The 14769-nt window shown below is 72.5% G+C and carries 12 protein-coding genes; 5 read left to right on the forward strand and 7 right to left on the reverse strand.

What is annotated here, in order from left to right:
- Positions 1-48 precede the first annotated feature (48 nt).
- The gene (locus IE172_RS04370) at positions 49-1398 is read right to left on the reverse strand and encodes a DUF2252 domain-containing protein (protein WP_190095698.1); all 1350 of its coding nucleotides are present in this window, start codon (positions 1396-1398) and stop codon (positions 49-51) included.
- Positions 1399-1658: 260 nt separating this feature from the next.
- On the opposite strand from IE172_RS04370, the gene dnaE reads away from it, so the two are divergent.
- Entirely contained in the window at positions 1659-5198 is a 3540-nt protein-coding gene (gene dnaE / locus IE172_RS04375) for a DNA polymerase III subunit alpha (RefSeq protein WP_190095699.1), read from the forward strand.
- Between the two features lie 127 nt (positions 5199-5325).
- Here dnaE and IE172_RS04380 read toward each other — a convergent pair whose 3' ends face one another.
- Positions 5326-5493, reverse strand: coding sequence for a hypothetical protein (locus tag IE172_RS04380; protein ID WP_190095700.1), 168 nt, complete (start codon positions 5491-5493; stop codon positions 5326-5328).
- 221 nt (positions 5494-5714) lie between these two features.
- Here IE172_RS04380 and IE172_RS04385 point away from each other — a divergent pair, with 221 nt between their 5' ends.
- Positions 5715-6920 (forward strand): NYN domain-containing protein, encoded by a 1206-nt coding sequence (locus tag IE172_RS04385; RefSeq protein ID WP_190095701.1) that lies wholly within the window; start codon positions 5715-5717, stop codon positions 6918-6920.
- 25 nt (positions 6921-6945) lie between these two features.
- Here the strand turns inward: IE172_RS04385 and IE172_RS04390 are convergent, their stop codons facing one another.
- A complete protein-coding gene (locus IE172_RS04390; RefSeq protein WP_190095702.1) occupies positions 6946-7356 on the reverse strand; it encodes a VOC family protein in 411 nt (136 codons plus the stop codon).
- 229 nt (positions 7357-7585) lie between these two features.
- On the opposite strand from IE172_RS04390, the gene IE172_RS04395 reads away from it, so the two are divergent.
- From IE172_RS04395 to IE172_RS04405, 3 genes are all read left to right on the forward strand, one after another.
- On the forward strand, positions 7586-8560 hold the full coding sequence (locus IE172_RS04395) for an ABC transporter ATP-binding protein (protein WP_190096010.1): 975 nt from the start codon (positions 7586-7588) through the stop codon (positions 8558-8560).
- Between the two features lie 86 nt (positions 8561-8646).
- The gene (locus tag IE172_RS04400) at positions 8647-9468 is read left to right on the forward strand and encodes an ABC transporter permease (protein WP_190095703.1); all 822 of its coding nucleotides are present in this window, start codon (positions 8647-8649) and stop codon (positions 9466-9468) included.
- Positions 9469-9502: 34 nt separating this feature from the next.
- The gene (locus IE172_RS04405) at positions 9503-10201 is read left to right on the forward strand and encodes an AAA family ATPase (RefSeq protein ID WP_190095704.1); all 699 of its coding nucleotides are present in this window, start codon (positions 9503-9505) and stop codon (positions 10199-10201) included.
- Positions 10202-10523: 322 nt separating this feature from the next.
- Here IE172_RS04405 and ybaK read toward each other — a convergent pair whose 3' ends face one another.
- From ybaK to IE172_RS04425, 4 genes are all read right to left on the reverse strand, one after another.
- Complete coding sequence (gene ybaK / locus IE172_RS04410) at positions 10524-11024, reverse strand: Cys-tRNA(Pro) deacylase (RefSeq protein WP_190095705.1); 501 nt, start codon at positions 11022-11024, stop codon at positions 10524-10526.
- 28 nt (positions 11025-11052) lie between these two features.
- Positions 11053-11793, reverse strand: a complete 741-nt coding sequence (locus IE172_RS04415) for an LON peptidase substrate-binding domain-containing protein (RefSeq protein ID WP_190095706.1) — start codon at positions 11791-11793, stop codon at positions 11053-11055.
- An 11-nt stretch (positions 11794-11804) separates the two neighbouring features.
- Positions 11805-12881: a hypothetical protein gene (locus IE172_RS04420; RefSeq protein WP_190095707.1), complete on the reverse strand. Its 1077-nt coding sequence runs from the start codon at positions 12879-12881 to the stop codon at positions 11805-11807.
- A gap of 154 nt (positions 12882-13035) precedes the next feature.
- Positions 13036-14613, reverse strand: a complete 1578-nt coding sequence (locus IE172_RS04425) for an oxidoreductase (RefSeq protein ID WP_190095708.1) — start codon at positions 14611-14613, stop codon at positions 13036-13038.
- Positions 14614-14769: the final 156 nt, after the last annotated feature.

The raw sequence follows: 14769 nt of genomic DNA on the forward strand, positions 1-14769 counted from the left end.
GAGCTCCGGTAAGGGATCCCTAAAGGGGCCCGGTGGGTGTGCGGAAGGTTACAGCCCTGGGATCCTGCCGTTGCGGAACAGGTCCAGGAAGGTCTGGTGGTCGGCCCGGGCACGGGCGCCGTAGGTGTGGGCGAAGTCGACCAGGAGCGGCGCCAGGGAGTCCTCGTCGGCCGCGATCGCGGCGTCGATGGCGCGCTCGGTGGAGAACGGCACCAGCGACTCGCCGGAGGTGTCGTCCGCCGCCGCGTGCATGGTCGCGGTGGCCCGGCCGAGGTCGGCGACGACCAGGGCGATCTCCTCCGGGTCGTCGATGTCGCCCCAGTCCAGGTCCACGGCGTACGGCGAGACCTCGGCGACCAGCTGCCCCGAGCCGTCCAGCTCGGTCCAGCCCAGCCACGGGTCGGCGTGCGCCTGCAGGGCACGCTGGGAGATCACCGTGCGGTGCCCCTCGTGCCGGAAGTAGTCGCGGATCGCCGGGTCGGTGATGTGCCGGGAGACCGCCGGGGTCTGGGCCTGCTTGATGTAGATCACCACGTCGTTCTCGAGGGCGTCGCTGTGGCCCTCCAGCAGGATGTTGTACGACGGCAGCCCGGCCGAGCCGATGCCGATGCCGCGGCGGCCCACGACGTCCTTCACGCGGTAGGAGTCGGGACGGGCCAGCGAGGCGTCGGGCAGCGTCTCCAGGTAGCCGTCGAAGGCCGCGAGCACCTTGTATCGGGTCGCGGCGTCCAGCTCCACCGCGCCGCCGCCGGGCGCGAAGCGGCGCTCGAAGTCGCGGATCTCGGTCATCGAGTCCAGCAGCCCGAAGCGGGTCAGCGAACGGGCGTCGCGCAGCACGTCCAGCAGCGGCCCCTGCGCGGTGTCCAGGGTGAACGGCGGCACCTCGTCGCTCTTCGCGCCGGTGGCCAGCGCGTGGATGCGCTCCCGGTAGGCGGCCGCGTACACGGTGACCAGCTCGGTGATCTGCCCGTCGCTGAGCGCCTTCGCGTAGCCGATCAGCGCCATGGAGGCCGCGAAGCGCTTGAGGTCCCAGGTGAAGGGGCCGACGTAGGCCTCGTCGAAGTCGTTGACGTTGAAGACCAGGCGGCCGTTGGAGTCCATGTACGTGCCGAAGTTCTCCGCGTGCAGATCGCCGTGGATCCACACCCGCGAGGTCCGCTCGTCCAGGTAGGGGCCGCTGTACGTCCTCCCACCGCCCCGCCCGGCGTTCTCCGCGTCCAGGTCGTGGTAGAAGAGGCTCGCCGTCCCGCGGTAGAAGGCGAACGCGGAGGCCGCCATCTTCCGGAACTTCACCCGGAAGGCGGCCGGATCGGCGGCCAGGAGCTCGCCGAACGCGGTGTCGAGGACGGCGAGGATCTCCTCGCCGCGGTGCTCGTCATTGAGCTGCGGGACCGACATCGCTGTGTGCCTCCAGGTGCGGGATGTCTCGGGACGGCTGGTCCGTCCCCTGCCCTAACGTGTGACGGATCACGGGAGTGCCCGTGCCCCGCCCGAAGGTACGTCGCCGCGGGCTCCGGGTGTCAGTGCCGGGGCATAGACTTCGACGCTGTCCCCCGGACTGTCCGCCCGCCCGTCGCCGTGAGCCCCCCTGTCGTCCGGCCACCGCCCGTCGCCGGGAGGCGCTCCGCGCCACAGCGTTCACCTTTGGAGGCCGCACCGTGTCGAAGCCGCCGTTCACGCACCTGCACGTCCACACCCAGTACTCGCTGCTGGACGGTGCCGCGCGGCTGAAGGACATGTTCGACGCCTGCAACGAGATGGGCATGTCGCACATCGCCATGTCCGACCACGGCAACCTGCACGGGGCGTACGACTTCTTCCACTCCGCGCAGAAGGCGGGGGTCACCCCGATCATCGGGATCGAGGCGTACGTCGCCCCCGAGTCCCGGCGCAACAAGCGCAAGATCCAGTGGGGCCAGCCGCACCAGAAGCGCGACGACGTCTCCGGTTCCGGCGGCTACACCCACAAGACGATGTGGGCCGTGAACAACACCGGCCTGCACAACCTCTTCCGCCTGTCCTCCGACGCCTACGCCGAGGGCTGGCTGCAGAAGTGGCCCCGGATGGACAAGGAGACCATCGCCCAGTGGTCCGAGGGCATCGTCGCCTCCACCGGCTGCCCCTCCGGCGAGGTCCAGACCCGCCTGCGCCTCGGCCACTTCGACGAGGCACTCAAGGCCGCCGCCGACTACCAGGACATCTTCGGCAAGGACCGCTACTTCCTGGAGCTGATGGACCACGGCATCGACATCGAGCACCGGGTCCGCGACGGACTGCTGGAGATCGGCAGGAAGCTCGGCATCCCCCCGCTGGTCACCAACGACTCGCACTACACGTACGCGCACGAGGCGACCGCCCACGACGCGCTGCTGTGCATCCAGACCGGCAAGAACCTCTCCGACCCCGACCGCTTCCGCTTCGACGGCACCGGCTACTACCTCAAGTCCACCGACGAGATGTACGCCATCGACTCCTCGGACGCCTGGCAGCAGGGCTGCGCCAACACCCGGCTGATCGCCGAGATGGTCGACACCACGGGCATGTTCGTCAAGCGCGACCTGATGCCGAAGTTCGACATCCCCGACGGTTTCACCGAGGTCACCTGGTTCCAGGAGGAGGTCCGCCGGGGCATGGCGCGCCGCTTCCCCGGCGGCGTCCCCGAGGACCGCCAGAAGCAGGCCGAGTACGAGATGGACGTCATCATCCAGATGGGGTTCCCCGGCTACTTCCTCGTGGTCGCCGACTTCATCATGTGGGCCAAGAACCAGGGCATCGCGGTCGGCCCCGGCCGAGGCTCCGCGGCCGGTTCGATCGTGGCGTACGCGATGGGCATCACCGACCTCGACCCGATCCCGCACGGCCTGATCTTCGAGCGGTTCCTCAACCCCGAGCGTGTCTCCATGCCCGACGTCGACATCGACTTCGACGAGCGCAGGCGCGTCGAGGTGATCCGGTACGTGACGGAGAAGTACGGCGCCGACAAGGTCGCCATGATCGGCACCTACGGCAAGATCAAGGCGAAGAACGCCATCAAGGACTCCGCGCGCGTGCTGGGCTACCCGTACGCCATGGGCGACCGGCTCACCAAGGCCATGCCCGCCGACGTCCTCGGCAAGGGCATCGACCTCGACGGCATCACCAACCCCTCGCACCCGCGGTACAACGAGGCGGGCGAGATCCGCGCGATGTACGAGAACGAGCCGGACGTGAAGAAGGTCATCGACACCGCCAAGGGCGTCGAGGGCCTGGTGCGGCAGATGGGCGTGCACGCGGCCGGCGTGATCATGTCCAGCGAACCCATCGTCGACCACGCCCCGATCTGGGTGCGGCACACCGACGGCGTGACCATCACGCAGTGGGACTACCCCCAGTGCGAGTCGCTGGGCCTGCTCAAGATGGACTTCCTGGGCCTGCGCAACCTCACGATCATGGACGACGCCATCAAGATGGTGAAGGCCAACAAGGGCATCGACCTGGAGATGCTCTCCCTCCCGCTGGACGACCCCAAGACCTTCGAACTGCTCTGCCGCGGCGACACCCTCGGCGTCTTCCAGTTCGACGGCGGCCCGATGCGCTCGCTGCTCCGCCAGATGCAGCCCGACAACTTCGAGGACATCTCCGCCGTCTCGGCCCTCTACCGGCCGGGCCCGATGGGCATGAACTCGCACATCAACTACGCGGAGCGCAAGAACGGCCGCCAGGAGATCACGCCGATCCACAAGGAGCTGGAGGAGCCGCTCCAGGAGGTGCTGTCGGTCACCTACGGCCTGATCGTCTATCAGGAGCAGGTGCAGAAGGCCGCCCAGATCATCGCGGGCTACTCGCTCGGCGAGGCCGACATCCTCCGCCGCGTCATGGGCAAGAAGAAGCCCGACGAGCTGGCGAAGAACTTCGTCCTCTTCCAGGACGGCGCCCGCAAGAACGGCTACAGCGACGAGGCGATCCAGGCGCTCTGGGACGTGCTGGTCCCCTTCGCCGGCTACGCGTTCAACAAGGCCCACTCCGCCGCGTACGGACTGGTGTCGTACTGGACCGGCTACCTCAAGGCGAACTACCCGGCCGAGTACATGGCCGCGCTGCTCACCTCCGTCAAGGACGACAAGGACAAGTCGGCGGTCTACCTCAACGAGTGCCGCCGCATGGGCATCAAGGTGCTCCCGCCCAACGTCAACGAGTCCGAGTCGAACTTCGCCGCCCAGGGCGACGACGTGATCCTCTTCGGCCTGTCGGCGGTCCGCAACGTCGGCACCAACGTCGTCGAGTCGATCATCAAGTCCCGCAAGGCCAAGGGGAAGTACGCCTCCTTCCCGGACTACCTCGACAAGGTCGAGGCGGTCGTCTGCAACAAGCGCACCACGGAGTCGCTGATCAAGGCCGGCGCCTTCGACTCCATGGGGCACACCCGCAAGGGCCTCACCGCGCAGTACGAGCCGATGATCGACAACGTGGTCGCGGTCAAGCGCAAGGAGGCCGAGGGGCAGTTCGACCTCTTCGGCGGCATGGGCGAGGCGGAGACCAGCGAGCCCGGCTTCGGCCTGGACGTCACCTTCACCGACGACGAGTGGGACAAGACGTACCTGCTCGCCCAGGAGCGGGAGATGCTCGGCCTCTACGTCTCCGACCACCCGCTGTTCGGCCTGGAGCACGTGCTGTCCGACAAGGCCGACGCGGGCATCTCCCAGCTCACCGGCGGCGACTTCGGCGACGGCGCGGTGGTCACCATCGGCGGGATCATCTCGGGCCTCCAGCGCAAGATGACCAAGCAGGGCAACGCCTGGGCGATCGCGACCGTGGAGGACCTCGCGGGCTCCCTGGAGTGCATGTTCTTCCCCGCGACGTACCAGCTCGTCTCGACCCAGCTCGTCGAGGACGCCGTGGTGTTCGTCAAGGGGCGGCTCGACAAGCGCGAGGACGTGCCCCGGCTGGTCGCGATGGAGCTGATGGTCCCCGACCTGTCCAACGCGGGCGCCAACGCGCCCGTGGTGCTCACCATCCCGGCGACGCGCGTGACCCCGCCGATGGTCAGCCGGCTCGGAGAGATCCTCACCCACCACAAGGGCGACAGCGAGGTGCGGATCAAGCTCCAGGGGCCGACGAAGACGACGGTGCTGCGCCTGGACCGGCACCGTGTCAAGCCCGACCCGGCCCTGTTCGGCGACCTGAAGGTCCTCCTCGGACCGTCCTGCCTCGCCGGGTAGGGACTTCCGCCCGAGGTCCCGAAGGGGGCCCGGCGGCCGCTTTCCCCGCGCACGCTCGAGGGGCGCACCCTGTGGTGGGTGCGCCCCTCGTCATCTGCCCGGGCCGCAACGGCCCGTCACGCGGATGTCAGTTGTGGCCGAAGCGCTTCTGCCGGCCCTTGCCCGGGCCTACCTCGCCCGGCACGACCTGCGTGGTGCGCTGCTCGTCGGGCGTCTCCATCGCGGTCGGCTGCGCCGCGCGCTGGGTGTGCTCGGCCCGGGGCTGCTTGCGGTCACGGTTCTTGTTCTTGGCCATGGTGGTGCCTCCTGTGGGGGACTAGGGGCCAGGGCCGGAACCAGATTCACACAGCCGGATGACACACGCATGTCGGACAATTACCGTGTGTGACCAGGGTGGTCGGGGGAGGAAGTGTGGAAACGCCACGCCGAAGATCGAGTTCGGGCCGTTAACCCCGGCGAGGTCGGGCAGACTCGAAGCAAGCCCGAAGCAAACCTCCCGGAAAGAGGGTGGACCGCGTGGACCGCTGCATCGTCCTGGTGGACGCCGGGTATCTGCTGGGGGCCGCCGCGAGTCTCCTCGCCGGGGAGCCCTCGCGGTCCCGCATCACCGTGGACCACGCGGCCCTCATCCAGGGCCTGCGCGACCGCGCCGAGAACGACACGCGGCAGCCGCTGCTGCGCATCTACTGGTTCGACGGCGCCCCCGACCGCGTGCCGCAGCCCGAGCACCGGCGCCTGCGCGTGATGCCCCGGGTCACCGTCCGGCTCGGCGCGCTGACCCGCAGCGACGGCCGCTGGGCGCAGAAGGGCGTCGACGCGGCGATGCACGCCGAACTGACCGAACTCGCCCGCAACCGCGCCTGTTCCGACATCGTCCTGGTCACCGGTGACGGCGATCTGCTGCCCGGCATGATGGCCGCGAAGGAACACGGCGTCGCCGTCCACCTGTGGGCGGTGCAGGCCGCCGACGGCGACTACAACCAGTCCGAGGACCTGGTCGCCGAGGCCGACGAACGCCGGGTGCTGGACCGGGCGTGGATCACCCGGGCCGTACGGGCCAAGGAACTCGCCGGAGTGTGCGCGCCGCCGCCCGTGCCGCGCCCGGAGATCGCCGCGATCCTCTCCGCCCCGCTGCCGGACTCCGCGCTCGGCGCGGCCGCCGAACGCACCGCGCAGGAACCGCGCCACCCGGCCTCCGCGCACAACGGCACCGCGGAGCGGACGTCCACGGCGAAGGGCGTCCCCACCCCGAAGGACCTGGCGGCCCTGCGCGGCCCGGGCGCCCAGCAGCCCCAGCAGCCGTCCTCCGCGACGCTGCGCTGGTCCTCCGACAAGGGCTGGGTCGACCGGCCCGCCGCCGAACCGCCCGAGGCCGCCTCCATGCCGACGCTGGCCCAGCTGACCACGGCGGAGCAGCGATGGGCCGACCGCGAGGAGGACATCACCACCGTCGGCGGTGACCCCTTCGAGGTGGGGCAGGTCTTCGCCCGGCGCTGGGTGGAGCGGCTCGGCGACCAGAGCCACATCCAGAAACTGTCCGGCATGTACCCCCGCATCCCGCACCGCGTCGACGGGGAGCTGCTCCGCTACGCGGCCCGCTTCGGCCTCCTCGCCCACAAGGACGACCAGATCGACGAGCGTGACCGCTACGCCATCCGGGCGGGCTTCTGGCGCGAGCTCGACCTGCGCACGGGCACCGAACGGGCGCCCGCCGGGGAGTGACCGGCGCCCGCCCGGCCGGTTCCGGTCAGCCCTGGTCGCCGAGCTCGGTGAAGAGGGTCAGCTGGAGGGCGCCCGGCGCTTCCAGCCGGGCGTTCAGGGAGTTCCAGGGGGTGCGGGTCGGTTCGGCGACCACCTCCGCTCCGGCGGCGGCCAGCTTCGCCGTGGTGGCGGCGGAGTCGTCCACCTGGAAGGCGACCCGGACGTGACCGGCCACCCGGCGCCCCACCTCGACCTCGTCGATGAAGGCGGCGTGGTGGGGATCGGTCAGCTCCAGGGTGGCCCGGCCCGCGTCGAGGATGGTGACGTGGCCGTCGGGTGACGAGAACGCCGCGCGCTCGGTCAGTCCTAGGACGTCGCGGTAGAAGCGCAGCGCGGCGTCGTAGTCGTCGGCGGTGACCACCAGGCGCAGCTCGCGGACGGCGGGTTCGTCGGTCATCTCGGCTCCTGCGGGATCATCGGGTGCGCGACCGGTGAACACGGTGAGCCACCGGATGATTCCCCGGAGTCCGCCGGTCGCGGCCGTGGTGTCCGGTGCGTCCGGTGCGTCCCCCTCCGGCGGGCGCGGCGCAAGGGCGACCCGAGGACGGGCAGGGGTTCCCGACCCCGTAGGCTCGTCCCTTGTGAATACGCGCGCGGCACAGGGATCCCGGCACGGCGGCGATGTCGTGTGCGCGGTGCGCGGGCTGACCAAGACCTATCCCGCGGTGCGCGGCCGGCGCGGGGTTCCCGCGACGCCCGAGGTCCGGGCCACCGACGACGTGGCGCTCGACATCCGGCGCGGTGAGATCTTCGGCCTGCTCGGGCCGAACGGCGCCGGCAAGTCCACCCTCGTGCGCCAGCTGACCGGACTGATGCGGCCCGACCGCGGCAGCGTCGGCATCCTCGGTCACGACATCGTGCGCCACCCCGAGCGGGCCTCGCGCATCCTCGCCTACCTCGGCCAGGAGTCCACCGCCCTCGACGACCTCACCGTGTCCCTCGCCGCCGAGACCACCGGCCGGCTGCGCGGCCTCGACGCACGCCGGGCACGGGCCGAACGGGACGACGTCCTGGACGAACTGGGGCTCGCCCCGCTCGCCGGGCGCCCGCTGCGCAAGCTCTCCGGCGGCCAGCGCAGACTCGCCTGCTTCGCCGCCGCGCTGGTGGGGCGGCGGCCGCTGCTGGTGCTCGACGAGCCCACCACCGGCATGGACCCGGTGGCCCGGCGCGCGGTGTGGTCCGCCGTGGACCGGCGCCGCGCCGAGCACGGCGCGACCGTCCTGCTGGTCACCCACAACGTCATCGAGGCCGAGACCGTCCTCGACCGTGTCGCGGTGCTCGACCGCGGCCGGGTCATCGCCTGCGACACCCCGTCCGGGCTGAAGGAACAGGTCGCCGGCGAGGTCCGGGTCGACCTGGTGTGGCGCGAGGCCGCGCCGCTCCACGTGCCCGAGGTCGCCGCGCTGCGCGACCGCGTCGTCGAGTCCGGCCGCCGCTGGACCCTGCGGCTGGCGCCCGAGGAGGCCCGTACGGTCGTCGCCACGGTCACCGGCGGTGCCGCCTTCGCCGCCCTGGACGACTTCACGCTGGCCACGCCCAGCCTGGAGGACGTCTATCTGGCGCTCGGCGGTGCCGTACGACAGGGACTGGTGAAGGCGTGAGCACACGGGCCGTGTCATCCGTACGGAACGGGGCGGGTGCCCGCGCGCATCCGGGCGAAGCTCCGAGCGAAGGAGAGCAGCACGACGTGAGTGTCGTACCCGCCGATGTCCTGCCGGGCGGTGCCCTGACCGCGGGGGCGGCCGCGCCGGAAACGGCCGAGCTCGGCCCCCGGGCGCGGCTGTGGCCGTCGCTGGCGGCCGTGTACCGGGCGCAGCTGTCCCGGGCCCGGGTCGCGCGGATCCCGCTGCTGTTCGTGGCGACCTTCCAGTCGGTCGGCATCATGATCCTGATGCGCGGCGTCGTGGACGGCGGCGGTGAGGCGCGGGCCGTGGTCGCCGGCTCGGCGGTGCTGGTCGTCGCGTTCGTCGCGCTGAACCTCCTTGCCCAGTACTTCGGCCAGCTGCGGGCCGGCGGCGGACTCGACCACTACGCGACCCTGCCGGTGCCACCGGCGGCGGTGGTGCTGGGCGCGGCCGGCGCGTACGCCTCGTTCACCGTGCCGGGCACCGTCGTGACCGCCGTCTTCGGCTGCGCGCTGTTCGGGCTGCCGCTGGCGCACCTGTGGGTGCTGATCGCGGTGATCCCCCTCGCGGGCGCCGCGCTCGCCGGGCTCGGAGCGGCGCTCGGCCTGCTCGCGCCCCGGCCGGAACTGGCCACGCTCCTCGGCCAGCTCGGCATGTCCGCGGCGCTGCTGCTGGGCGTGCTTCCCCCGGAGCGGATGCCGGAGGTGGTGCGTCTCGCCCGCGACCTGCTGCCGTCGACGTACGGCGTCGAGGCCTTCGCGCGGACCTTCGCGCCGCACCCCGACTGGGCCCTCGTGCTCGGTGACCTCGCCGTGTGCGGGGTCGTCGGAGTGCTCTCGCTGGCGGTGGCGACCTGGGCGTACCGCAGGGCGGCCGTCCGGTGACGCGCCGCACGGCCGGGCCTGGCACGATGGCGGGGTGAGCGCTCCCCTGACACCACCGCCGCCCCCGCACGAGCATTCCGCTCAGGACCCGTGGCAGCCGCCGTCCGGCCCGGCCGCGGAGGCCTCGGCCGGGCACGCCGGGAAGTCCGCGTATCCCCGGAGCGGCTGGTGGGACGACCAGGACGGTCCCGGGATGAAGCGGGAACTGCGGGAGGCCGCGGTGATCCTGGTGGCGGTGGCGCTCGGCGGGCTGCTGCTCGGGGTGATGTGGTGGTGGCTCGCGCCGCGCGTGCCGCTGGTGGGCGAGGTGGCCGGCGACAACTGGGCCGTCTACCTCAAGGACTCCGAGGGCGAGCAGGGTATCGGGGTGGACGGGACGTTCACGCTGCTCGCGCTGGGATTCGGCGCGGTGAGCGCGCTGGTGGTGTTCCTGGTGCGGCGGCGGGGCGGTGTGCCGCTGGTGGTGGCACTGGCGGCGGGCGGGCTGCTCGCCTCGGTACTGGCCTGGCGGCTCGGGGTGTGGCTGGGGCCGGCGCAGGACGTGATGGCGCAGGCCCGCAGCGCGGGCAAGGGCGTCACCTTCGACGCGCCGTTGCAGCTGAGCGCGAAGGGCGCGCTGCTGGCGTGGCCGTTCGCGGGACTGGTGCTGCACCTGGGGCTGACGAGCCTCTTCGGCCCCCGCGACCCGGAGGCCCTCCCGCCGGATCCGCACGTGCCGGGAGCCGGGTCCTAGGTTCCGGGGCCGGGGGCGCGGGGGTGGGCGCGGCGGGCGTACCGCAGGGGGCGTCCCCGCCTGCCCGGTCCGCTCTCGGCTTCGTGCGGGCAGGGATGACCCCGGCGCCCCAAGGGCACGCCTGTCCGCCCGGGCGTGGTGGGCGGGTGCCGCCGGTGGGGCGGAGCGGCGTGATCGGCCGGTGCTCGATCGCTCCCCTGAGCGGTGAGCCGTACGGCCGGTCGCGATCGGATGCCGGTGCGCCACTCGCGAGGGCCCCGAGGGCGGGGTCGTCACGACACGTCCGTGCCCGGCGCCCGTGCGGGGCACGGACGTCGGGCGGTCAGGCGCGTCCGATCGGGGCCAGGACGGCCGAGGTCAGGTCCCTCAGGTCGGCCGGGGAGAGCTCGACCTCCAGGCCGCGCCGGCCGGCCGAGACGCAGATCGTCTCGTGCCGCGCCGCCGATTCGTCCAGCACCGTCGGCAGCCGCTTGCGCTGGCCCAGCGGCGAGATCCCGCCCCGCACGTACCCGGTGGTGCGTTCCGCCAGCGCCGGATCGGCCATCGCCGCCCGCTTCCCGCCGGCCGCCGACGCGAGGGCCTTCAGGTCGAGCTGGCCCGCCACCGGCACCACCGCCACCGTCAGCGCCCCGTCGACGTCCGCCACCAGCGTCTTGAACACCCGGTCCGGTGAGACGCCCATCGCCTCGGCCGCCTCCTCGCCGTAGGAGGGATGGGACGGATCGTGGTCGTAGGAGTGCACGGTGAACGGCACCCCGGCCGCCGTGAGGGCCACCGTCGCGGGCGTTCCCCCCGGCTGCTGCTTCCTGGACTTCTTCGCCATTGCGGCCGTCACCCCGGACAGTCGTACGTCAGTTGAGACTCATCGGGCCGCGCGTCAGCTCCGACGCCGGCAACGACGGCAGATTACGGATGATCGCCGTCTCGGTGCGAAGGAGTTTCAGCTCGTCCCGCAGCCGGGAGGCGGTGTCCGGCGCCTGGAGCAGACGCTGCCGCGTCGGCGTGTCCAGCATCATCGCCGCGGCGACCAGGTAGGAGACCACGCCCGGCTCGTCCGGCAGGTCCGCGCCGGTCGCCAGGGACCGCTCCCGCGCCCCCGCCAGCCGCTTCTGGTACTGGCGGAACGCCCGCAGCACCACCTCCGCCGACGCCCCCGGATCGTCGCCGGGTTCCTCCTCCAGCGGCTCGAGGTCGGCCGTCAGGAACGGCCCCGAGGCGTCGACCGACAGCAGCCGCACCCGGGTCGTCCCCGTCGCCAGCACCTCGAAGGTGCCGTCGGCCCGCTCCCGGATCGTCGCCGCGTCGGCCACGCAGCCCACCTTGTGGAAGGCGCGCAGCGGATCGCCGCCGAAGCCCGCCGCCGGGCCCCGCTCGGGCTCGGCCGTCGGATCGGGCAGTCCGGGAGCCGTCTGCGCCACCTCGTGGCCGTCGCGGATCGCCACGACGGCGAACCGGCGTGGCTCGTCCTCCGGCGTCTTCAGCAGCTCGCGCATCATGGCGCGGTAACGCTCCTCGAAGACGTTGAGCGGGAGCACGAGCCCCGGGAACAGCACCGTGTTCAGGGGGAAGAGCGGGAGCCGGACGGTGGTCACGACGTAAAAGCCTAATGGGCGCCGAAGCGGAGTCGACCGCCCCGCCCGCGGTCCGGACGGTCGGGGAACGGGACGGAGCCGCCGGAACCGGGCCCCCGGGCACCGGACGCGACCAAGGCGCCCACGCCCTGACGCACCTCCAGGAACCGGCCCAGCGGGTCCTCCGCCTCCCGGTCCCAGGGGAACGACGTCGCGTACGGGCCGGTCAGCCGCAGCTGCTCCAGGGCGTCCTGCCAGCGTTCCAGCCGGACCAGGACGTACGTCAGCAGATTGCGCAGCTCGGCCGGCCAGGACTGGTCCGCGGGCAGCCCCGCGGACAGCGCGACGGCGCGGTCGGCCGCGTCCTCCAGCCGTTCGCGCGGCACCTCGGGACCGCAGCCGTCGGTCAGGTAGCCGTACGCCGCCCGCAGCGGCAGCGCCCGCGTGAGCGAGGTCTCCGGCGCGTCCTGGGCGGCCCGGTCGGCGAAGTCGAGGCACTCCCGGTGCGAGCCGTGCCACGAGGACGCCAGGTAGCGCAGGGCCGCCACATGGCAGCCGTAGTGGTGCGGGGCGCGCCGGACGGCCGCCTCCCACAGCTCCTCGACGTAGGTGTGGCCGGCCCGCGCGCCCCGGGCGTGGTCCAGGGCCAGCCGCCAGGGCACCGGGTCGCGGTTGTCCGCCCGCGCGGCGGCCGTGATCAGCGGGCTCACCTCGCGCAGCAGTTCGCCGCGCGCCGGAGAGTCCCAGGCGCGGTCCACCGCCCGCTGCGCGTCCACCACGGTGGCGTCCGGGTCGAGCGGGGCGAGCGCGCGCCAGGTGTCCAGCCACTCCGGGCGCGCCCGGGCGAACGCGGCCAGGCCCCGCACATACCGGTCGCGGTGGTCCCAGGCGCCGGCGCGCCGGGTGGCGGCGAGCAGCTCCGCGGCGGGCCCGTGGTCGCCGTCGGCCGCGCCGACCAGCGCCGGGCCCAGGACGTCGTCGGGCGCGTCGAGCAGCACCTCGTCGTCACCGGGCAGCCGGACGGGGACGGGGGACGCGTCGCCCGTCGACTTTCCTCGCACCCGGGACGTACGGATGAACGCGTGCAGCAGAGCCATGGTGTCGACCATTGAAAGTCCGCAGGTCACAGCGGCGCCAGAGCCCACACGCAAGTCGCGGAAAGTTGTACGGGGATCGGTCAAGGCCCGGTAAAAAGCAGACGGGCCCTCAGGGCGGCCCGGAATTCCGCCGTGTGACCCGTCCCGCGGGTCGCGCGCCGGCGGACTACGTGCGGCGCAGCGTCCGGGTCGCGCCCGCCGCCACCGTCGTCGCCAGGATCCAGCCCAGCAGGACGAACGCGGCCGACAGCCACTGCCAGCCGCCGCGCAGCTGCCAGAAGCCCACCTGCCCCAGGTCGATCACCGGCAGCAGCAGGTCCAGCGCGAACAGGGCCGGGTTCCAGGGTGGGTGCTCACCGCTCTTCAGCGGCGGGTGGTCGGAGTGGGCGAAGGCCAGCGAACCGGCCGCCCACAGCACCGCCATCCACACCGCGGCCCGGCCCGGACGGTATCCGTACGCGACCGTCCAGTCCTGCGCGTAACCCCACAGCTTGGCCGCGAGCGGCAGGCTCTCGCGGCGCCGGCGCTGCTTGGCGAGCAGCACCTCCCGGGCGTCCTCGTCCTCCCCGCCCTCCCGCAGCACGGCGGCCAGCCGCTCGTACGGCTCCGGGTTGTACTCGGCGCTCGCCGCGTCCACCCAGCGCAGCCGCAGCTCCAGCGGGAAAGGACCGCGCGGCACCAGGTTCTCGTAGGTGAAGCCGCCCATGTGCAGCCGGCCGGGGCCCGGCCAGCTGTCCGCCCGGTCCATCAGGTTCACCACCCGCGCACCCGACAGCACCACCCGGCCGCGCGCCGGCCGCTCCCCGAGGAAGCGCAGCTCCGGCGTCTGCACCCGGCGCAGCGACAGCTCCTGCTCGTCGGTGAGGACGAACCGGGCCCCCTCGAAGTCGACCGCGTCCCCGAACCGCCCGTCGTCCAGCCGTATCCCGCCCCGGCACTCGAAGCGCTGGATCCGCGTGCCGCGCGCCGGTGTCATCCCGCTGCGGGCCTGGGCACCGACCCCCGCCGGGGTCAGGTACAGCGAGCGCTCCACCGTCAGCTGCGGCGCGTTCAGCGCGAGCCGGGTCTGCGAGTTGCCCAGCCGCGCGCCGCGCAGGCTCAGCGAGACGCCGATCGTCGCGCTGCGCAGGCTCAGCTCGCCGTGCGACTCCAGCATCTCCGCCTGGAGGTCCTGCCCGACGCTCATCCCGTCCGCGGCGATCGAGCGGCCGCTGCGGTCCCGGTGCACCACCGCCTGGTTGAGCAGCAGATCCGTACCGATCCGCGCGTCGGTCAGGCGTATGCCGCCCAGGAACCGGCAGCGCGGCAGGTGCAGATCGCCCTCGGTGTGCAGCCGGGCCGCCTCCAGACGGGGCAGGGCGCAGTCGACCATCCGCACGGTCGTGAAGCGGCTCTCCGGCAGCAGCACGTCCCGCTCGAAGCGGCAGCCGCGCAGCTCCCAGTAGGGCACCACCGTGCCACCGGCCAGGTCCAGCACGCCGCTGATCCGCACCCCGACGAGCTTCAGCGACGACACGCGGCCGGCCAGCGCGGGCGGGCCGTGCAGCAGCAGCCAGCACACCACGCGCGCCCGGACGGTCCGCTCCGGACCCCACGGATGCCCGCCGTGCGGATCGTCGACGACCGTGTCGCCGCTGCTCAGGTCGTACACGCTGCCGTTGCGGAAGGCCTGCCACATGCCCGCCTCCGCGGCGGTCAGGTCCTCCGGCGGCTCCGTGCCGCCCGGTCCCACACCGTGGGTCACGGATCTCCCCTCCTCCTCACCTACTCGTCGGTTCGTCCCTTCGTACAACCGGTGATGCCCGGTACGGTGACCTGTTGAACACGGAAAGTGAAGAGGATCTCGCATATGTGCGCGGACCGTCACCGTGAGGGGTCCGTATCAGCCACTGGAACGGGC

The organism is Streptomyces griseoflavus, assembly GCF_014649995.1.
GTDB lineage: Bacteria > Actinomycetota > Actinomycetes > Streptomycetales > Streptomycetaceae > Streptomyces > Streptomyces griseoflavus.